The sequence below is a fragment of the Streptomyces sp. SID3343 genome (assembly GCF_009865215.1).
Classification (GTDB): Bacteria; Actinomycetota; Actinomycetes; order Streptomycetales; family Streptomycetaceae; genus Embleya.
This window is the reverse complement of the sequence record NZ_WWJX01000257.1, coordinates 1-19,051: the sequence shown is the minus strand read 5'-3', so window position 1 is coordinate 19,051 and position 19,051 is coordinate 1. Positions and strand designations below refer to the sequence as shown.

Here is a 19,051-nt window from a genome sequence, read left to right as displayed (position 1 = left end):
CGTGGTGGCGGTCGGCATGTTCCCGGGCCCGGGCCGTCAGGGACGAGAAAGCTGCCGACGCGCAGGAGGCCGGGACCGACATGGAGGGCGGAGCGAACAGCAGTCGTCCCGAGTCGCCGAAAGCGTGGACCTCCGGCTCGGCTCCCCGGCAGACTGCTCGGCATGACCGTGCAGCTATTCCGAGAGTTGCATTACCCGACTCCACCGTTAGGCCCGGACGCTCACCTGGCCGATCGGCGTGCCATGAAGGTGTGGCTCTCCGACCACGGGCGCCCCGGCCCGGTCACGCTGCGGGCCGAAAAGCTTTCGCTCGTCTCCCAATGGCACGACGGCCGCACCATCACGTGGACGTACCTCGCCGACGTACCCCTGAAGGGAGAGCGATGATCCGCCGATCCGGCGCCGCGACACGAACCTGCCCGCCGCCATGGGCCTGCTGCTGCGCACCGATGCCCCGGGGGTCTGGCGCAGCGCGGTCGAGCACGCCGCCCGGCTCCTCGCCCCGACCTGGTGCGCCGAGCAACCCGCGGCTGCGGACGCCGATCTCGGCACGCTCGCCATGACCTTGCTCGCCCTCGCGCGAGAGCACGACCGCGTGGCCGACGCGGTGCCCCTGGACGCTGTGCGAGCCGCACTGGAAGACTGCACCGGATACGGAGGCGAGCCGATCGGCCTACGGGCCCGCATAGACGCCGCCCTGAAGGCGGGAGGGCACGAGCGGGACGATCCGCTGTGGCACCTGCGGATCCGGCTCGCCTACCAGTGGGAACCCATGGAACCGATGAGCGACATCGAGCCCGCACCGTCGCTGATGCGCGACGCCGTGGATCGGATACGGCGGGCGCTGGGCGCTCTCGACGAGGCAAGCGTCGCGGAGCTGCCAACGGCGCCGACGCCGACCGGGGCCCTTCGGGTCGCCGTGGCGGGCGCAGTCCGCGTGGTCATCACGACCGGAGCGACCGGGGCGATGTTCCCCATTCTGTGCGGGACGTGCGCCCGGGGCGACGCAGGAGTGCTGGCCGTGGGCGGCACCGATGTCACCTACACGTGCGCGGCGGGCCATACCGGCGTGGACCGGCGTTTGGCGGCAGTTCGGGTCCGCAACGCCGTGGCCTTCGTCGATGCCGGCCCCGCCGGGATCATCGGCGACCTGCTGGTGTCCGGCGTTGCCGCCCCGGAGGACACCGATCCCCGCCCCGGCCTGTTCTCCCCACCCTCGGGATACGTCGACGGACTGCGGCCGGAGGTCGACGACGCGCTGATGAGGGCCCTCAGAGATCCAAGAATCAATTGACTCGACGATCCCACGTCGCAACCCCGCCCCCGACCCGGAAACGACCCCCCGGAGGACGAGCCGTCGACGAACGCCCTGGCGTGTCCGCCCCCGACCGGGCACACCCGGCGGTCCGCGCCTTGACGCCCCGCACCCGGGCCCGCTCGAAGTGAACGACCCCTACCGCCCGGCCGGTGTCGCCAGCGAGGGAGTCTCCGCGCGGCGCACGTCGACGGCACCTCGGGCGGCGTCCAGGAACGTCTCCTTGGCTTTGTCGATGTCCCTTCGGTCGCCATGCAAGCAGTCGAACAATGCTTGAGCCGCCTCGGTGACATCGTCGGGCCCGGTCAGTTCGACACTGCCGAGGATTCCGCGCAAGCTCTTGCCCTCAAGCGCGCTGTCCACGGTGGCGCCCGGCGTGTCCAGGACCCGCCCAGCGCCGTGAAGGAAGTTCTCGTACACCTGCCTGCGTGCGGCCATGCGAGCGTAGAGCCGGTCCTCGGCCATCAGCCGCGCGGTTGCGACGATCACCGCTTCGGCGACCCCCGCGCCCGGCGGGTCGGGAACCGCCGTCGCGGCCGTCGATCGGACCGCCCACCAGGTGGTCATCCCACTGGCGACGGCCGCGCCCGCCGCTACGGCCACAACATCCCATATCTCCAGGAGCCCAGTGTGTAGCCAGGCGGTGTTCGGCGCCGGACGAATCGGGGATTGACGTTCACAGCGCGGTGACTTCGGAGGCACCCCGCCAGCGCGTCGCCAGGATCAGATGCAGACCTGAGGGGCGGACCGGAGCCTGACGCGACTACCTGATGCCTGCAAAGAAGGGCGATCCGGCCACGACGGAGCGCCGTTCGGTCCCAACGGTCGCTGGGGGAGTGCCTCGTGCTCAGTCGGCCTGTGGCGGCGCGCCGAGTGTGGTGGCGAGGACGGCTCCGGCGGTCCGCGTTGCGGCCGTCAACTGCTCGGTCAGCGGTGAGGGGATCGTTCCGTGTCCGAGTCCGGCGCGGCGGATAAGCTCCGTGAGCCTTGCGGCCTGGTCGGCGCTTGCGTGGGTTCGGCATGTCGCGTGCCGGAGTACTTCGCGGGCCGCGAACGCGTCCTCGGAATGGGTGGCGTTGGTGAGGAGGTGGTCGCAGAGTCGGCCGACTTCGGGTCCTTGGGCGGCTTGGGTGACGTCGAGCGCGGCGAGTCCCAGACGTAGGCGGAACAGGACGGTGTCCCGGTCCGTCGGGCCGAGGGCTTCCATCACGGTGGCGAGTGTTGCCGCGACTGGGGTGCCTTGTCCGGCGTGGGTGCGCAGGCAGGCGGCGACGGCGTGCTCCCAGGGTTCGGTGACGGAGCTGGTGTCGATGAGCGCGAGTGCCGACTCGGTGTGTCCGTCTGCGGTTTCGGCGAGGATGCGGGTCTGGCGGCCTTCGCGGAGTCGGTGGACGGCGTCGTCGTAGCGGGCGGCGTGGGTTGCGGCTTCGGTCCAGGAGCCCGTGGCGGCGAGGGCGCGGGTGCCGTCTTCGCGCAGGAGCACGTGCAGCCATCCGTCGACTTGGCTGCGGTCCTGCGGTGTGGTGAAGTCGTCGAAGTTGACGGTGAGGTGGTGGACGCGGGCGTCGCCCCCGTGGTGGACCGCCCGGTTGATGTCGGCGAAGGCTCGGTAGGCGCCGCCGGGGTCGCCGGCCCGCGCGGTGAGTCGGGCGAGGTTGACCAGGGGTTGCAGGGCGGCGATGGCGATGGGCCCTGTGACCGGCCAGGCGGACCGGAGGATGCGGAACTGGTGTTTGCACAGGTCGGCGGCGAAGTCGGGCATCCCACAGTCCGCGGCGACGAGTGCCGCCAGGTTCCAGGCGGAGCACGCGCGGTCGACGCGTTCTTCCGGGTCGCTGGTCTCCTGGCATGTGTGGGCGTAGTGCCGTACTTCGGCGATGCGGGTGGGTAGGTCCGGGCAGTGTCGTCGGGCTTGCAGGATCAGGGGGAATCGGGCCACCGGAGCGGCTCCGGGCCCGGGCGGGTCGCGGTGCCGCTTTCCGTTCGTGGGGCTCGGTGCGGTCGTGCTGTGCGTGACTGGGTCGGTTGGCGTGCCGAGGATGGCGATGCGGGCTGCGTGCGCGAGGACGCTCTGTGTGCGTGCGGGGAGGCCGAGGCGGTTGTTGTGGAAGATGACGTGGTAGCTCAGGATGTCGCGAAGGCCCCGGCCGAGTGTTCCGGAATCGGCGGCGTCGCGCAGATGTCGGCCCGCCTGGCGGAAAGCGTCGCCCCATGGTGCGGCGGACGGCATGCTGCCGGCGGTGGCGAATATCGGCCCGTCGGGTGTCGTGTCGGCGAGGAGCAACTGGCGCAGGTCGCCCGCCATGTGCCGCAGCCTGTCGGTGGGGACGTCGGCGGGTAGGGGGCGTTCGAGGGCGACGCGGTGCCAGACGTCGCCTTGTTCGTACCATTCCAGGCCGGCGGCGCGCATGAGGATGCCGCACAGCAGCACGGACAGTTCACGGCGGCCCAGGGCGACCGGACGACCGGTCAGGCCGAGGACGGCGCGGCTGTCGGCGGCGAACAGGGTGTGCGCGTGGGTCATGGCCTCATCGCCGCCGAACGCGGCCGTCTCCGGTTCGTAGGTCCCGGGCCGCCATCGCCGGATCACCCCGCGGTGCGTGAGCGCGTCCAGCGTTGCCGCGAGGTGGGACGTTGCGGCGCCGCCGTCGTCGGGTCGGGGCAGGACGCGCAGCCGCCAGCAGGGGTGCTTGCGCATGAACCACCAGGCCGTGAGCCCGCCTTCCTCGGCGCGCTCCAAGGCAGGCATCAGGTGTTCCGCGGCGGTTTGTTCGGCGGTGTGCCAGTCGGTGAACTCGATGTAGACCTGCCACCATGCGCAGGAACCGTTGTGTCGGATGAGGGTCTGCCGGCCGGCTTGCCGGTAGAGGTCCGCGGTGGCGGCCAGGGCTGCGGGTGGCAGGCCCGCCTCGGTGGCGGCCTCGTCGAGCGATCCTCCGGCCAGGACCGTCCAGACCGCGCGCTCGGTCGTCCGGAGCCGGGGGGTGGGATCGGCGGCGGTGGCGAACTCGTTCGCTGCGCTGTCCGGGTCTATGCGTGAAGGAGGAGGCATGTGTCCCATCCCGAGGTTGGCGCCTGGTCGTGCGCGGCGGTGTGCAGGGCGAGGGCGGTCCCGGCGTCGCCTTCCAGCAGGCCGGGTGCGGTGCTGGGGCGGGCGTGTCGGGCGAGTTTGACGGCGATTTCGGGCAGGTGGGCGGCGAGGGCCGGCGCTGTCGCAGCGCGGGCGGCGCGCCATACGGTCTGGTAGAGGCCGGCCCAGCCGTGGCACAGCCCGGCGTCGGTGAGGCGGCCTTGTTGCATCGGGTCGGTGAGACAGCGAGCGAGCGCGTCCTCGGCCGCCTGTGCGCGAGAGCGGTCGCCCAGGGCGATTCCCGCCGACTGCAGGGCGTAGGTGATGCCCGGCGTGCCGTAGCACCAGCTCGGTCTGCCGGGCCGGCGTTGCCCGGGACGACCGGAGCGCAGGTCGGCCATGGTGATCCACTCCGGCCACCACGGGCCAGCGTCGCTTTCCTGCCGCCATCGGTCGAACCACGTGCAGATGCGGTGGATCGCAGCGTGGTGTCCGTCCACGGTGATTCCGCGGCGCAGGGCGTGGCTCAGGAGGGCGAGCGGCCCGGCGATGCCGTGGGCAACCCCGAAGTTGGCGTGCCCGCGCGGGTATTGGGGAGAATCGCGGTGGTGCGGGTCGTGGGTGACCCACCAGCCGGGGAGGTCGCCGTCGTCGGTGCGCAGCGGCTTGGTCAGCTCGACCAGCGACGTCAGGACCCGTTCCGTCGCGCCGGCTCCGGGATGGCGGCGCAGCAATAGCGCGCCGATCCCGGTGAGCCCGAAGAACACGTCGTACTCGCGGAAGTCCGAGGGTGTCCCGCGGGTGATTCGCTCCTGTGCGGCGGAGGCGCGTTTGTGGGCCAACGGTCCCAGGTGTGCGTCGAGTTCGGTGAGGGCCGCGTGGTAGCGCCGGGTGTCGGCGGCGGCGGTGTGGAGTGTGAAGGCGACGGCGGGTGCGCCTTGGTAGAGGCCGGTGTTGTCGGTGGCGCTGATGTCGTCCGTGGTCGCGTGCCTAATCCAGGTGTGGGCCTGGTGCCAGCTGCCGTCGCCGGCGTGTGCGCGCTCGATGTGCAGGAGGGCGGTGCCGGCGGCTCCGCGGGTCAGGGACTGGCGCACCCATGGTTGGTCGCCGGGCGCGTCGAGGGGCCGGGCCAGGTGCGCCGCGTACGCGTCGACCGTGGCCGCGAGGTCAGTGGAGGGCCGCGTCGGCACGGTGATCCGCCTCCTGCCGGCGGGGGGCGGCCAGGCGCAGGGCGCAGGCCCGCGCGAGGCGCTGGACGACGCGTTCGCGGTCCGGGTCCACGCCCAGTGCGCGGACACAGTGCAGGTGGATCAGGGATCGTAGGACGGTGGCGGGTTCGCGCTGTTGTGTGGCCAGCTCGCGGCGGTAGGCCGCGACGGCGGCGGCGCGGGCCGACCACGCCTGGAAGGCGGCTGCGCAGGGGGACGAAGGCGTCGGGTGTGCCGTGGGCCGGTCGGGTGTGGTCAGTTCCCACGCGGCATCGCGCAATGCCGGGTCCAGGCGGCCTTGTTCCCTGGGAAGCTCGCGGATGAGCCAGGCGAGTCCGGCCTCTGCGGAGCCGGTCACGGCGCCGGCGAGGTCGAGGATGCCGGCCGCGGCCAACGCCTGCGGGATCTGTCGGTCGTGGTCGGCGGCGCGGATCTGGGCGATGGCCGCTAGGGAGTCGGTGGTGAAGACGTGGTACGCGGCGTCCGTCGCGGATCCGTGTCCGTAGCGCCCGGTCTGGGGTTCGTGGGTGGCGAAGGCGAGTTGGGCGAGGAGGCGGTCACGGCGAAGCCTCTGTGCCCAGTCGCGGATTCGTTCTGCGGCGGGGCCGTAGCCGGCGGTGTCGGGCAGGTGCAGGTACACGGCGAGGTATTGGTCGGTGTCGGGGCGGGTCATCTCGCGGTGGCGGCGATACCACCAGCGCACCGGGGCGTCGAAGGAGGCGAGGAGCGCGGGTAGGTGGTCGGTGAGGATCTCGTCCTGGCGGGCGGGGTGGCCGTGCAGTTGTGCGTACACGATGTCCGAGCCGCCGGGGAGGTGTCCGGCGGTTGCGGAGACCGGCCGCAGGCGGTCGATCGTGCGCGGGGCGGCCGGTGTGGCGGGGTGGTCCAGGGTCAGGGGTATGAGGAGTTCGTGCGCGCGGCCGAGCCAGGCGACGTCCTCCGGCGTGGGGGTCTCTCGGAGTTCCACCGTGCCGGTGCGCTCCAGGCTGGTCCGCAGGACCGATCGGTCGAGCCGGCGGTCGAGGTCGACGGGGAGTCGGCGGTCGTGGTCGATCAGCGCGACGCGGGCGGGCACCCGCAGCCGTGCGCGCCAGGCGTCGAGCGCGTGCGCCCATGCCCGATTCGGGGACGCGACCTCTGTGGTGGCCCCGGTGTCGGGGGCGGCCAGGTCGCGCGTGGTCAACAGCCAGCGCGCGGGGGCCAGGACGGTGCGGTGGAAACGCACCCGGGGCAGGTAGGGCAGGGCGCTCGCGACACCGAAGTGGAACCCCTGGTAGACCGCGCAGCGGGCGGTGCACAGTTCGGCGAGGAAGCGTGCCAACGGCGGTGTGTGGATCCCGGCTTCCAGGGCGTGCGGTACGCGCGGTTCGACGAACTCGCCGGTGCTCAGCCGGACGAGGCGCAACCGGCGGGCGTCGGCGGTGACCGCGAGGTCCGTCACGGTGATCAGGTCCTCGTTCGGCTCGCGGTGCTCCGCCAGGGAGATGACGTGCGGCAGGAGCTGCGTGGTGCGGGCGACGTTCTCGTTGCGGCGCCTGCGCGGAGTGAACGACAACTGCGCCGCGACGGCCTCCCGCGAGCCGTACGTGTGGGCGAGGCGTGCCCGGTCCTCCTCGGGGAGGAGGTGGGCGAGGCGGCCCGCCATGCTGCTTCCGGGGCGGGGAGTTCCGGTCACCACGAGCCTGAAGTTCCCGCGCGAGAGTGCTTGCGGGCTCGGAGCCAGGACGGTGACGGCCACTTCGGTGCGCGGAGGCAGAAGGACGTCCTCGGGGGCACCCGCCGCCAGGTCCTCGATCACCGCCGGGGTCAGGACGATCTCGCCGCTTCCGTCGAGCACGGCTTGCTGGACGAGCGCGAGGAGCTTCTCGTCGCGTGCGCTCACCTGTCGGGCGGCGCGGCCGTGGGCGGAGCCCAGAAAGTCGGCGGGCAGGCCCAGTCCGCTGTCGGCGACCAACTCCGGGACGGGCACGAGGGCGCCGACGCCGTAGCGTGCCCTGAACCGGGTGTGATAGTCGCGCCACTGCGGGGCGCCGAAGGGGTACGGCGTCAACCGGTACAGGGCCGCCGCCGCGTCGCGGGCTTCCCGGACGACCTGCTCGGGTATCCGAACGTCGCAGTCCAGCGCCGTGTCGACGACCAGCGGCGTGGACGCCACCGCGCTCGCGGCCCGCATCCTCTCGGTCGCCTCTCTCGGGTCCACGCGGGGCGAAGCGGTGAGACGGCGATGAATCGCGTAGAGATCGTGCACGTCGTCGCGCACGGCGGGCAGGTGGTGGGCGTTGGCGGCCCGCAGTTCGCCACATACGTGGCCGAGGGCGTCCGGGCTCGTCATCGGGGCGTACAGGCAACTGATCAGGAGGTTCTGCGCCAGGAGTCCGCCGAGGACCCGGTCGACCTGTTCGCGGCTCGCGGCGGGAAACCGCTCGACGAGCAGGGCGCGCAACTCGCCGTAGCGCACGGGCGACCGGGCCGCCTCCAACGCCGCGCGCACCGGCCGGGTGTGGCGCACGGACACCTCGACCGGGGCGAGCCCGGGAGAAGATCCCTGCGCCGGGGGGCCCGGCGCCACGAACCTGTCGCCGCGGACCCGGCCGCAGTCGTTGGCGACCACGCTCAGTCGATCGAGCAATTCGGGGCACCGCAGTAGTCGGCCGACCACGTCCGCCAGCCATTCCGCGTCGGCACGGTGGAAGGCTCGGTGGGCTTCGCCCCACCGCACCTTCGTCTCGGGCCCGATGCGGACGGCGGCGACACCGGCGAACCGGCCGAACGGGGTGGGGCGGCCCTGCCACCGGAGCAGATAGGAGCCGAGCGCGAGCACCGCGCGCCGGACCCGCCGGGGATCGCCGGACACCTCGCCCGACACCAAAGCCTCGATTCCCCAGGACAGGTCCGGGCTCGCTTCGCCCACGCCGGCGCGGATCCGGTCGTCGCGCCACAACCGCGACAGCCACGCCGTGCCGCGCGCCGCCGCGCCGTCACCCGAGATGTCCACGTCGTCCACGGGGCCGAGGTCGGCGGGACGGGTGGTCGCGCGCAACAACACCGTGCCCTCCCAACGGTATTGCGGCGCTCGCGCTGCTGCCACGGGTATGCCTCCCGATCGTCTGTGGATGGTCGAAGAGCCGGTCGTGCCGGGCGGACGAGCCGCCCGGCACGACCGGCGGCCTGGTCAGGCCGGGTCGTCGACGAAGCTGTTGCAGGCGCTCGCGTCGCCCTGGCAGGTGTTGCCGCAACCGTCGTTGGTGGGGCAGTCGCCCCGGCGCCGGATGTTCTCGGTGACGACGACGCGCACGTCGAGCGTGAACTCGTCCTCCGTGCCCGGCCGCTGGGCCAGCGCCGTGGCGCCTCGCCCGTCGCCGTGGAGTTCGTTCATGTCGACCACTCTCCTCATTCGGTGGGGTGGTGCAGGGCTTCCCGACCCGGCGCGACGTTCGCCGCGATGGGCCAGGAGATCGTGACCCGGCTGTGCGTCTTGTCCACGACGCGTCCGTCGGGCAGTTCGTCGTCCGCGGTGCCCGCGGGGTGGACGGTGATGCGGGGGCCGGGCCCGCCGCGATGCACGCGGGACCAGGTACGCAGGTGCTCGGCCGTCTCTTCGGCGAGCCGCAGGGCCTGGGGGCCATAGGCGTGCACGCCGAACTCGACGAGATCCTCGTCGTCGGTCGCGCGGGTGGTGACGTACGCGAGGTTGGCGCCGTCGACGGCGCCGAGCGCGGACGTGCGGTTGCCGGGCAACGACACCACGCCGGTGGCGCGCGCCTTATCGACCACGACCGTGCAGAAGCCGGGCAAAGCGGTGGCGAGCCACATCTGCACGGTGGCCAACAGTTCGGTGCGGCCGATCGTCGCCCCGCTCCACACGTCGGTGCGCTCGCCGTCGAACACGTCCTTCAGCAGGGCGGGATCGCCGTCGAACACGTCGTCGAACCGCAGCCCGATCTCGCCGTCGCGCAGTTCCCACAGCATGCCGTCGTGCGCCCCGGTCCCGCGCATGGGCACGAACCCGAACAACCGCGTCGACCGGCTCGACAGGTGGCCGTCGGCGAGTGCCAGGGAAACGGTGCGGGTCAGGCCCCTCACCCGCAGCGGCGCCACGAGGACCCCGCCCTCGACCAACTGCGAGAACCAGGCGGGCGGGACGTCCCACGCCCCGGCCGTCACCAGGATCCGGTCATAGGGGGCATGCTCCGGCACGCCCAGCTCGGCGTCCGCCAGGACCACGTCGACCCGCGGATAGCCGGCCTTCGCCAACAGGCGCCGCGCCCGTTCGACGACGTCCTCGTCGATGTCCACCGAGACGACCGCTCCGGTGGGCCCCACCAGCTCCGCGAGATACGCGGCGTTGCACCCTCCGGAGCCGACCTCCAGGACGCGCATGCCCGGCCCCAGGTCCGCCTGTTCCAGCATCGCCGCCTGCGCCTGCGGCGCGGACACCGAGCTGACCGCGTTCCCGTTCCCGTCCCGCTTGGTCACCACCGCGTCGTACGCGTTGTAGGCGTCCTCCAAGCCCACCTCCGGGACGAACACCTCGCGGGCGACCGTGCGCATCGCGGCCTCGACGGGCCCCGACACGATGTCGCCGTTCCCGATCAGCTCGGCGACCATCCTCTCCCGCAGGTGCGCCGCCCGGTCGGATCCCGCACCCGAATCCTGCTCGGTCACATCGGTCATAACATTCCTTTCCTGGCTGCAAAATGCGTGCCGCCGCAGCCTCGAACCGCGACGCCGGCGCGTCCTGGGGTGATGCCCCAGGCGTCCGAACCTCGTTCCCGTGCCCACGCCACCGGCGCACGACGGCACGAACCCTCGCCGCGACCGACCGAAAGCATGATCCACTCGGTGATCACTCGTGCGCTTTCGGTGACTGCGTCGATGAAACACCCATCGAAAGTGAGTACGCAAGTAAGGACGCATATTCGAGGGAGGGTGTTGAAGTCCCGTGCCCTGTTGGGGGATTGTGAACGCGACACGGCTCGGGCGAGGAGGAGACGAACCCCATGGCGGCCGACCGGCACACGTTGAAACGGCAACGGCTCGGCCGTGAACTGCGGCAGACGCGCGAGGAGCGCGGCGAGAAGATCAACCACGTCGCGGCCCTTTTGAACATGGACGGCAACAAACTCGGCCGCATGGAGCTGGCCAAGACGTACGTCGGCCACCACGACCTCCATCGGCTCTGCGACATCTACGACGTCACGCCCGAGCAGCGGCACGCGTGGGAGCAACTCCTGGTCGGCAAACGCCCCAACCACTGGTGGCGCAGCTACGGGGACGTCATGCCCGCGGCCTTCACCGAGTTCGTCGCCCTGGAGAACGACGCCGTCGAGGAGTTCGAGTACACCCCCATGGCCGTGTGCGGGCTGCTGCAGACGCAGGACTACGCCGCCGCGATGCTCGGAAAGGGAGCCAGGGCCCTGGGGCTCGAACAGGCCGAGGCCCTGGTCGCCGTGCGCATGGCCCGCCAGCAACGCCTGTTCGAGGAACCGACGCTCGTCTACCGCCCCGTCATCTCCGAGGTCGCCCTGAGCTTCGACCTCGGCGACCCCGCCCTGATGCGCGACCAACTGCTGCACATCGCCGACGTGGCGGCCCTGCCCAACGTCGAGTTCCGGGTGCTGCCGCTCGCCGCCGGCCGGGACGCCCTCCAGCCGCTGCCCTTCACCGTTCTCAGGTTCGACGACCCCGACCCCGACGTCGCCTTCACCGAGGACCTGGGCGGTACGATCCCGCATGAATCCGAGCGCGAGGTGCGTCGCTGCAACCGGCTGTTCCGCCAGATCTGCGACGCCGCGCTCACCCCGGAGGAATCCATCACGCTGATACTGGGTCGAGCAGAAGGCACCTGACCGTTGACCGTCGAACGCACCACCCCTCCCATCCCCGAAGCCGCATGGTTCACCTCGTCGTACACGTCCTCGGACACCGGCCAGTGCGTCGAAGTGGCACTGCCCGGAACCGTGGCGGGCGTGCGGGACACCAAACGGCGCGAGCAGGGGCACATCCGGGTGCCCACCCGTTCGTGGCAACGACTCCTCCTGCACGTCAAGCAGGGATGAGCGCTCGAACGAGCCTCGCTCGGTGTTCACAGCGTGGCCACGTCGGCGGCGGCGACTGTCGCGGTCACCGATCGAGTCCCGCCCAGGAGGCCGGCCAGGGTGAAGGCGACATCGAGTCGTCCGTCGAACCGGCGGCCCACGACGGTGCCCTTGGCGCCGGCCGGGACTGATTGGGTGAGGCCACCGCCGATGTCCTTGACGGCCTTGACATTCGTTCCTATCTGCACGATGGCTTTCCTCGTCATTGGTTGGCACGAGTCCGGATGTTCGGGCGGAGGGTGGGACGGTCGCCGGCGGGTTCGACACGACGGCTCTGTCCTTCGTTGGTGCGTTGTGGGGCAATCCGCCGTGAGGTGTGCCGGATCGGGTTCTAGGCTCTGCGCGACGGCCCCTGTCGGGTCGATTCGCGGGCGTGGAGGGATGGTCATGGTTGGGAGCACGGGTGGTCACGGTGTGGGCTTGCATCTGATCCTGGTCGCGCATCGGCACGTCCTTCTCGGGTTGCGCCGGAACACGGGGTTCGCCGACGGCTGGTGGCATGTTCCGGGGGGTCGGTTGGATCCGGGTGAGTCGGTGGCCGAGGGGGCGATCCGGGAGGCCCGCGAGGAGTTGGGGATCGAGATCGATCCCGACGACCTGGCGTTCGGGCATCTGAATCACCACCTCGACGCGGACGGCATCGCACGGCTCGGGGTGTTCTTCACGGCGACGCGCTGGCGGGGGGAGCCGGTGAACGCCGAACCGGACAAGTGCGCCAAGATCGCGTGGTTCCCCCTCGACGACCTCCCGGACGACATCGTGGACTACGGCCTGGCCGGGATCCTGCACCACGCGGCAGGCGAATCCTTCGGCACTCACGGCTGGGAACGCCGCGCGTCCGCTACGTGACCGCCTCGGCCAGTGCTCGCGTGACGAACTCCGCGATCTCGTCGGGCGTGCGGCTCGCCGTCGCGACATGGAGTGCGGTGGGGTCCCGGGCGGCGACCTCGTCGAAGCGTGCCTGAAGCCGTTGGACCAGTTCCGGCGTCAACGCCCTTCGATCCGTGCGGCCTCGGCGCCGGCTGCGTTCGAGGATTTCGTCGACCGGGGTGTGCAGGTACACCGTGATGTGCGGTCTCAGGAGGTAATGCGCGAAGGGTTCGATGACCGCCTGCGTGTCGCGGGTGTTCGTGTGGTGGATCGCGGCGTGGTTGGCGACGACCGATCCGGTGTAGCGATCGGCGACCACATGTCCGAGAGTGAGGGCCGCCCGGGCGAGGTCGGACACGTGCAGGGCCCCGCCGAGATAGAACACGAGGTGGGGCAGGGCGCCGGCGCGGGTGTTGACGTACGGTTGCAGGCGATCCAGGGGCGTGGGAGCGGTGTGGAGGTTCGGGCATTTCCATCGGCGGGCCAGGATCGCCGCGAGGGTGGACTTGCCGCTGCACCCCACGCCTTCGAGCGCGACGAAACGCCCGCATGCCCCGACGGCGCCCGGCCAGTAGGGGTGACCGGTCGGGAACGCTGCTGTGGGCGCCACCTCAGCCGACCAGGATCTCGGTGTACGGAACGGTGAGGACGCTGGGGTGGGCGATCCCGTGCCCGTGGAAGCCGTCGTCACCGTATGCGTCGCCGTGATCCGCGCAGATCACGACCAGCCACCCTCCCGCGTCGGGGAGGCGGTCGATGAGCTTCCCGAGGTGGGTGTCGGCGTCGGCCAGGGCCGCCACCTGGCTTTCCACCGAGTCGTGTCCGTCGGAGCCCAGGAGGTGGTGATGGTGCGGGACGTGGGTGGCCGACACGTTGAGGAACATGAACAGCTTGCGTCCGTGGGTGGCCCGGGCGTCGAGGACGTCGAGGGCTTGGGCGATCTGGTGGGCGGTGGAGTCGCGGTGGGTGCTGCCGAACTCGGGGCGCCAGTGGGCCTCGGTGAACATCTGCGGGAACACCGAGCCCAGGGGTGTTCGGTGGGCGAAGTAGTCGACGCCGCCGATGCACACGGTGCGATACCCCAGGTCCGCGAGGCCGGTCACCAGGTTGGCGTCGTCGATGACGTACGTCGTCGGACGGATCTCCTTGCCCTGGGGCGGGCGGCACTCGAACAGGCGGCCTGCGGGGCGTCCGGGAGCGGCGGGCTTGGGGAAGAAGCCGGCGAAGATCGCCTGGTGCGCCGGCCAGGTGAACGTGCCCGCGGCGTGTCGTTCCTCCCAGCCGGTCGTCGGCAGGAGCGCGGCCAGGTTCGGGGTACGGCCCTGTTCCCAGGCGGTGCGCGCGCTGTCGTAGCGCAGGGAGTCCAGGGTCACGAGCAGGATGTTGCGGTGTCCGACGACGTCGTGCGCGTCGATGACCTGTGGTGCCACGAGGGGTCCTTCCGTTACGGCAGAGTCGGTGGTTGGCCGGTGTGGTGTCGGTGGGGCACGTGGAGGTCGTGGCGGACGACGCGCTCGCCGACGTGGGCGCTGTTGACGGGTTGAGGTGTCCGTCCCGAGGCCAGACGGTCGCGGACGGCGGCGAGACCGTTGTCCTCGGTGATGGCCTTCCCGTTCGGTTCGTACAGCCGCAACTCGACGTGTCCGTCGGCACGCTGGGTGAAAACCGCGAGCGTGGCGTCGAGGGTCCGCGCGCAGAACAGGGCGTAGTCGACGCTGCCGGCCCCCACGTCGTAGACGACGGGTTTGTGCCAGAGGTGGCCTTGGCGGGTGGCGAATCCCGCGTGGACGGCGGCGCGCGCGAACAGTTCCGCGCAGCCGAGCGCCTCGGCCCCACCGTCGTGGGCGACGACGATCTCGGTGATCTTGATTGTGGGACCGATGCAGCGTGCGATGCGCGCTGCCGGGCCCACCGCGTCGCCCGGCGCCTTGGCGACGATGTGGTCGCCCTGGACAAGGGCCCGGAAGTACTGGGGGTCATCAGGAAGCACGACGCGCCTCCAGCAGGTCCAGGACGTGCGCGGCCAGTTCCTCGGGGTTGGACCCGTCGGTGGTGACGTGGACCGCGGTGGGATCGTCGGCGGCCAGGACGTCGTACAGGTCGGTGATCCGGCGCAACAGGGCCCGGTCCTCGACGAGCCGGCGGTCGCTGGGTCCGAGGTCGGTCTTGCCCGGCATGCGGCGCAGGAGTTCGTGTTCGCCGGTGTGCAGGTAGATCGTCGTGGTGGGGTGGGGCAGGTAGGGGAGGTAGGGCGCGAGCGTGTCCAAGACGGTGTGGTGGTCGATGCGATGGACGGCGGCGTGGTTGGCGATGATCGAGTGGGTGTAGCGGTCCGCGATCACGGGCCCGGTGCGTAGGCCGTCTCGGATGATGTCGGCGGCGTGCAGGAGACCGGAGAGGTAGAACGCGAGCTGCGGCAGGGCTCGGGCGTGGGTGTTGATGTGGTGGGTGAGTTCGGGATACGGCGGCGGCAAGACGTGTAGTGCCCGGGCTCCGGTGGCCTGCGTGATGTGTTCGACCAGGGTGGTCTTGCCGCTGCCGCTGATTCCTTCGACCACCCAGAACTTCCCGACGGGTAAGGGGGTCTCGGTCGGTCGGTACGCGGCGGGCAGTTTCACAGCAGCCCCGCAGCGAAGGCGTCGATGTGCCGGCTCGCGGCTGCGGTCAACGCCGTCGGGTCGTTCAGGTGTGGGGTGATGTCCAGGCGCAGGTCGGGGCGGAGCAGGCAGGGCATGAGTGTTCCGGCGGAGTCCAGGCGTAATGACCAGAAGCCCTCGACGCATGCGGGTTTGACCGGGCAGGTCGCGCATTGGCCGACGTGGTGGCGGCCGAGGGCGGCGTCGATGACGTCGACGGTGATGCGTCCGAGCCGGAACTCCCGCTTCGCCTGGCCCGTCCCCGCTGTCACCAGGCGTTCGCTGCTCGCTCGTCTGCGCAGGGTTGCGCACAGGCGGGAGGAGTCGACGCGGGCCGTGCCGACGCGCGTGTTGTGGTCGGTGGGCACGAGTTCGATCACCTGCACGTTGACCCCGATGTCCTGGGCGTAGGCGAGGATCTGCGGCAGCTCGTGCTCGTTGTGTTCCTGGAGCAGCAGGTTGATCTCGACCTGGCCGATCACCTCGACGGCGGCCTCGATGCCGGCGCGGATGTGGTCGACGTCGCCGGGTTTCCCGCCGGCGATGGCCGCGATGGAGGCGTCGGAGAAGTAGTGCAGGGAGACCTTCAGTCGGTCGACCGCGCCGGCGGCCAACCATGGAAGGTCGTCCAGGAGCCGCAGGCCGTTGGTGATCAGGGCCGTGGCGTAGGGCCGGTGCGGCGCCGCGGCCAGAGCCGTGAGGATGGGCCGGGCCATGGGCGAGAGCAGGGGTTCGCCGCCGGTGAAGAACACCCTGCGCAACCCGGCGGCCGTCAGCGCGTCGATGGTCCGGACGAAGTCGTCGGCGTCCAGGGCGCGCGGTCGGGGGCGGAGGGTGCGGTCGGCGTGGGTCAGGCGCGGCGGGATCTCGCCTTCGTTGTGGCAGAACCAGCAGCCCAACTGGCAGCGAGGGGTGAGGGATACGCGGAGTTGCCCGCGGCGCGCGGCGAAACCGGCGAACCCCTCGGCAGTGGTGGTGGGCGGCGTGGTGGCGACCATGGCGGCTCCTCGACGAGCGTGCGGGCCGTGGGTGCGGTGACGAAGCCGAGATTCGCGGCCTCGTCGAACAGTGAACCCGTTGCGTGTTGTCGCCGGTACGGTGTGCAGTGGGCCGACCGGTTTACGCGGTTTACAGCTCCGGAACGGGGGATCCGTGACGGCGAACAGAGCTCCCAACTCCCGCCTGCGTGAGGCGATCACGGCGACGCGTTGGACGTACGAGGCCCTCGCCGGCGCGGTGCGACAGGTGGCGGCGGAGAGCGGCGAGGTGCTGCGCACGAACAAGTCGGCGGTCGCCCACTGGGTCGACGGCGCACAACCTTCCGGACAGACCGCGCACTACATCGCCGAGGCCCTGTCCCGGCGCGCCGGCCGGCACGTGACCCTGGCGGAACTCGGGCTCCGGCCGGCGCAGGAACCGTTGCGGCCGGCGCTCGCGGACCCGGTCGCGGATGCGGTCGAACTGGGTCGGGCGGACGTCGATCGGCGTGGTTTCCTCGCCGTGGCAGCGTTCACCACGGGAGGCGTCGCGATGCCGTTGTGGTACGACCACGAGGCGGTCGCCCGGTTGTTGCGCGCCCGGACCGGGTCCGCCCGGGTCGGCCTGGTCGAGGTCGAGGTCGTCCGGGAGATCACCGCCGTCTTCGGCGCGGCCGACGAACGACTCGGCGGTGGACACGGGTTGAGCACCGTCACCGCCTACCTGGCCGACACTGCGGCCCCGATGCTGCGTGGGCGCTTCGCCACGGAGGCGATCCGAAGGGCCGCGTTCGGGGCGGTGGCCGAACTCGCCTACCTCGCAGGGTGGAAGCACCACGACCTCGGGAACGAGGGCACCTCGCAGCGCTACTACCAAGTCGGGTACCAACTCGCGTGCGAGGCCGACCCGCACGGGCACGCCGCCTGGATGATGCGCGCCCTCGCCCACCAGGCGCTGAGTCTGCGACAACCCCACCATTGCGTGGACCTCGTCGAGAACGCCCTCGCCCGCGGCCTGGGGCACGTCGACGGACGCACGGAAGCCCTCTTGCGGATCACCCACGCCCGAGCGTATGCGGCCACCGGCGAACGAACCTCCGCAGCCAAGGCCCTCCTGGCCGCCGAGAACGCCCTCATCCGCGACACGGACGAACAGGCCGGCTACTCCCTGGCCACCGGCCCGGCCGCTGGCGCCGTCGCCAGCCACACCGCCCGCACCCTGACCGGCCTCGCGGACCACACCGGGACCGAACAGCTCCACCGCGAAGCCCTCCTGCGGTGGGATCCCGACAAGTACCGGCGTGTGCACGTGCTCACCCACGCCGACCTCGGCGACAGCCTCGCCGCCCAGGCCCGCGCCGACGAAGCCGTCGACGCCTGGACCCACGCCTTGGCGCTCTCCGAAGGAATGGCCTCCGACCGGGCCCGCACGGCGATCACCGCGATGCGGCCCGTCCTGGCGGTCTACCGTGGACGCGGCGTCCCGGGCGCGGCCGACCTCGAACACCGCGTCCGCGACGCCCTCCGATAGCAAGCCGTTCCACCGACGAAGGGACCGTCGTGGCCCAACCCAATCGGACCTCCAACCTTGCGCCCGCCACCGAGGCCATGACCCTCCTGGTCGCCGCCGTCATCGTCCACGACTGCGACAACGACCGCGTACTCCTCCTGCGGCGCGGCCCCAAGGCGAAGTTCGCAGCAGGATTGTGGGACCTGCCCGTCGGCAAGAGCGAGCCCGGCGAGCCCGTCACGGTCACCGCGGTTCGCGAACTCCGTGAGGAGACCGGCGTGATCGTCGACCCCGCAGATCTGCGGGTCGCCCACGTCATCCACGCCGCGTGGGGTGTCGAGGGCCCGGGCGGCTTCCTCACCGTCGTCTTCGCCGCGCACACGTGGACCGGCGAGCCCGTCAACGCCGAGCCCACCAAACACGACCGAGTCCGCTGGGTCGACACCAACGACATCCCCCAGGACTTCGTCACCACCACGGCCAGCGCCCTCGACGGATACCTCCGCCACGGCCCCGACACCACCCTCCACGGCTGGGATCAACACGACCACTAGCGACGACGCGCGGACGCCCTCGCCGAGCCCCGACCCGACCTGTCGGTGCGGCCCGATAGCGTCGGTTCGCGCGGCGCCCCCTTCTTGCCCCGGGCGCCGCGTTGTTGCCGAGGCTCGCTCAGGCATCCCGGACACGTGATCTGTCCCAATTTCGTACCGCCCGCCGACGAGCCCCCGCGCAAGCTCACCCGGGCACGTCCGAGGCCGTACGGCTCAACCGTGCATCGGCACGTCGTCCTCGACTAACCGAAGCGACCGGTGCTGTGGGCTCCTCCATGGGGCTCTGACGGCTCGCGCCCCTTGAGAGACCCAGGAACAGCGGGGCGGGCGTCGCAGGCGAGTATCCGGCCGAGAAAACCAGCCGATGTATCGACACCTTCCTTCACGACGTGCAACTCCTTCGTCCATTAGAGCCCGCTTCGGCAAGGCCGATAGCTGGTTAGCCCTGCCACGCCGTGGGGATCAGCGCCGCACCCGGCGGTCTGCAGGTGGTATCAAAGACAACGGAGGGCCCCACGTCGGGCGGATTCCAGGGGTCGTCGCAACACATGATCACTGATGTGTCGTGGCGAGCAGTTTATGCAGGCGCTCGGCTGGGGTTTCCCAGTCGAGCGTTTTGCGTGGGCGGCCGTTGAGTTCGGCGGCGACGGCGTCCAGGCGTTCGCGGGTATGGACGGACAGGTCTGTGCCTTTGGGGAAGTACTGCCGGATCAGGCCGTTCGTGTTTTCGTTGGAGCCGCGTTGCCATGGGCTGGCGGGGTCGCAGAAGTAGACCGGGACGTCGGTGACGACGGTGAAGGCGTGGTGGGAGGC

General features: G+C 71.1%; 20 protein-coding genes. 7 read left to right on the top strand and 13 right to left on the bottom strand.

Translation table 11 applies throughout. The features are described 5' to 3' along the window. Positions 1-162 precede the first annotated feature (162 nt). Positions 163-387, top strand: a complete 225-nt coding sequence (locus GT354_RS08760; protein WP_161355689.1) for a hypothetical protein — start codon at positions 163-165, stop codon at positions 385-387. A 40-nt stretch (positions 388-427) separates the two neighbouring features. Then, complete coding sequence (locus GT354_RS08755; RefSeq protein ID WP_161355688.1) at positions 428-1,294, top strand: hypothetical protein; 867 nt, start codon at positions 428-430, stop codon at positions 1,292-1,294. Between the two features lie 159 nt (positions 1,295-1,453). On the opposite strand, the gene GT354_RS08750 is transcribed toward GT354_RS08755, so the two are convergent. The 6 genes from GT354_RS08750 to fxlM form a co-directional block, all read right to left on the bottom strand. After that, on the bottom strand, positions 1,454-1,882 hold the full coding sequence (locus GT354_RS08750) for a hypothetical protein (protein WP_161355687.1): 429 nt from the start codon (positions 1,880-1,882) through the stop codon (positions 1,454-1,456). 280 nt (positions 1,883-2,162) lie between these two features. Further along, the gene (locus tag GT354_RS08745; protein WP_161355686.1) at positions 2,163-4,367 is read right to left on the bottom strand and encodes a thiopeptide-type bacteriocin biosynthesis protein; all 2,205 of its coding nucleotides are present in this window, start codon (positions 4,365-4,367) and stop codon (positions 2,163-2,165) included. Then, the gene (locus tag GT354_RS08740; RefSeq protein WP_161355685.1) at positions 4,346-5,575 is read right to left on the bottom strand and encodes a lanthionine synthetase C family protein; all 1,230 of its coding nucleotides are present in this window, start codon (positions 5,573-5,575) and stop codon (positions 4,346-4,348) included. Before GT354_RS08740 ends, GT354_RS08745 begins: the two co-directional genes overlap by 22 nt. Further along, positions 5,553-8,681: a lantibiotic dehydratase gene (locus GT354_RS08735; RefSeq protein ID WP_346011937.1), complete on the bottom strand. Its 3,129-nt coding sequence runs from the start codon at positions 8,679-8,681 to the stop codon at positions 5,553-5,555. Before GT354_RS08735 ends, GT354_RS08740 begins: the two co-directional genes overlap by 23 nt. 84 nt (positions 8,682-8,765) lie before the next feature. Then, the gene (locus tag GT354_RS08730; protein ID WP_161355684.1) at positions 8,766-8,969 is read right to left on the bottom strand and encodes an FxLD family lanthipeptide; all 204 of its coding nucleotides are present in this window, start codon (positions 8,967-8,969) and stop codon (positions 8,766-8,768) included. A 14-nt stretch (positions 8,970-8,983) separates the two neighbouring features. Continuing rightward, entirely contained in the window at positions 8,984-10,267 is a 1,284-nt protein-coding gene (fxlM, locus tag GT354_RS08725) for a methyltransferase, FxLD system (protein ID WP_161355683.1), read from the bottom strand. A 326-nt stretch (positions 10,268-10,593) separates the two neighbouring features. Here fxlM and GT354_RS08720 point away from each other — a divergent pair, with 326 nt between their 5' ends. Together GT354_RS08720 and GT354_RS08715 are read left to right on the top strand one after the other, a co-directional pair. Further along, entirely contained in the window at positions 10,594-11,442 is an 849-nt protein-coding gene (locus GT354_RS08720) for a helix-turn-helix transcriptional regulator (RefSeq protein ID WP_161355682.1), read from the top strand. Positions 11,443-11,445: 3 nt separating this feature from the next. Then, positions 11,446-11,652, top strand: coding sequence for a DUF397 domain-containing protein (locus GT354_RS08715; protein WP_202511658.1), 207 nt, complete (start codon positions 11,446-11,448; stop codon positions 11,650-11,652). A gap of 26 nt (positions 11,653-11,678) precedes the next feature. On the opposite strand, the gene GT354_RS08710 is transcribed toward GT354_RS08715, so the two are convergent. Next, positions 11,679-11,879, bottom strand: coding sequence for a hypothetical protein (locus GT354_RS08710; protein ID WP_161355681.1), 201 nt, complete (start codon positions 11,877-11,879; stop codon positions 11,679-11,681). A gap of 199 nt (positions 11,880-12,078) precedes the next feature. On the opposite strand from GT354_RS08710, the gene GT354_RS08705 reads away from it, so the two are divergent. After that, positions 12,079-12,540 carry an NUDIX domain-containing protein gene (locus tag GT354_RS08705; RefSeq protein ID WP_161355680.1) on the top strand — a complete coding sequence of 154 codons (462 nt, stop codon included), beginning with the start codon at positions 12,079-12,081 and terminating at the stop codon, positions 12,538-12,540. On the opposite strand, the gene GT354_RS08700 is transcribed toward GT354_RS08705, so the two are convergent. The 5 genes from GT354_RS08700 to GT354_RS08680 are packed head-to-tail and all read right to left on the bottom strand — an operon-like array spanning position 12,533 to position 16,195. Then, entirely contained in the window at positions 12,533-13,171 is a 639-nt protein-coding gene (locus GT354_RS08700) for a deoxynucleoside kinase (protein ID WP_161355679.1), read from the bottom strand. The genes GT354_RS08705 and GT354_RS08700 overlap by 8 nt on opposite strands. Position 13,172: 1 nt before the next feature. Further along, positions 13,173-13,991 carry an STM4013/SEN3800 family hydrolase gene (locus GT354_RS08695; RefSeq protein ID WP_346011936.1) on the bottom strand — a complete coding sequence of 273 codons (819 nt, stop codon included), beginning with the start codon at positions 13,989-13,991 and terminating at the stop codon, positions 13,173-13,175. A 14-nt stretch (positions 13,992-14,005) separates the two neighbouring features. Further along, on the bottom strand, positions 14,006-14,551 hold the full coding sequence (locus tag GT354_RS56420; protein WP_161355678.1) for a hypothetical protein: 546 nt from the start codon (positions 14,549-14,551) through the stop codon (positions 14,006-14,008). Beyond that, complete coding sequence (locus GT354_RS08685) at positions 14,541-15,119, bottom strand: thymidylate kinase (RefSeq protein ID WP_161355677.1); 579 nt, start codon at positions 15,117-15,119, stop codon at positions 14,541-14,543. Before GT354_RS08685 ends, GT354_RS56420 begins: the two co-directional genes overlap by 11 nt. A 56-nt stretch (positions 15,120-15,175) precedes the next feature. Further along, positions 15,176-16,195 carry a radical SAM protein gene (locus tag GT354_RS08680; protein ID WP_161355676.1) on the bottom strand — a complete coding sequence of 340 codons (1,020 nt, stop codon included), beginning with the start codon at positions 16,193-16,195 and terminating at the stop codon, positions 15,176-15,178. Positions 16,196-16,349: 154 nt separating this feature from the next. Here GT354_RS08680 and GT354_RS08675 point away from each other — a divergent pair, with 154 nt between their 5' ends. Together GT354_RS08675 and GT354_RS08670 are read left to right on the top strand one after the other, a co-directional pair. Then, positions 16,350-17,705 carry a tetratricopeptide repeat protein gene (locus GT354_RS08675; RefSeq protein WP_161355675.1) on the top strand — a complete coding sequence of 452 codons (1,356 nt, stop codon included), beginning with the start codon at positions 16,350-16,352 and terminating at the stop codon, positions 17,703-17,705. Then, on the top strand, positions 17,702-18,238 hold the full coding sequence (locus GT354_RS08670; protein WP_346011941.1) for an NUDIX domain-containing protein: 537 nt from the start codon (positions 17,702-17,704) through the stop codon (positions 18,236-18,238). Before GT354_RS08675 ends, GT354_RS08670 begins: the two co-directional genes overlap by 4 nt. 552 nt (positions 18,239-18,790) lie before the next feature. Here GT354_RS08670 and GT354_RS08665 read toward each other — a convergent pair. After that, on the bottom strand, positions 18,791-19,051 hold a 261-nt coding region (locus GT354_RS08665; RefSeq protein ID WP_161355674.1), incomplete at its 5' end, for an IS30 family transposase.

What these genes read in the sequence shown, in the direction of transcription:
- GT354_RS08760 (WP_161355689.1), top strand. Translation starts at nt 163, where the DNA reads ATGACCGTGCAGCTATTCCGAGAGTTGCATTACCCGACTCCACCGTTA.
- GT354_RS08755 (WP_161355688.1), top strand. Translation starts at nt 428, where the DNA reads ATGGGCCTGCTGCTGCGCACCGATGCCCCGGGGGTCTGGCGCAGCGCG.
- GT354_RS08750 (WP_161355687.1), bottom strand. Translation starts at nt 1,882, where the DNA reads ATGACCACCTGGTGGGCGGTCCGATCGACGGCCGCGACGGCGGTTCCC.
- GT354_RS08745 (WP_161355686.1), bottom strand. Translation starts at nt 4,367, where the DNA reads ATGCCTCCTCCTTCACGCATAGACCCGGACAGCGCAGCGAACGAGTTC.
- GT354_RS08730 (WP_161355684.1), bottom strand. Translation starts at nt 8,969, where the DNA reads ATGAACGAACTCCACGGCGACGGGCGAGGCGCCACGGCGCTGGCCCAG.
- fxlM (WP_161355683.1), bottom strand. Translation starts at nt 10,267, where the DNA reads ATGACCGATGTGACCGAGCAGGATTCGGGTGCGGGATCCGACCGGGCG.
- GT354_RS08720 (WP_161355682.1), top strand. Translation starts at nt 10,594, where the DNA reads ATGGCGGCCGACCGGCACACGTTGAAACGGCAACGGCTCGGCCGTGAA.
- GT354_RS08705 (WP_161355680.1), top strand. Translation starts at nt 12,079, where the DNA reads ATGGTTGGGAGCACGGGTGGTCACGGTGTGGGCTTGCATCTGATCCTG.
- GT354_RS08680 (WP_161355676.1), bottom strand. Translation starts at nt 16,195, where the DNA reads ATGGTCGCCACCACGCCGCCCACCACCACTGCCGAGGGGTTCGCCGGT.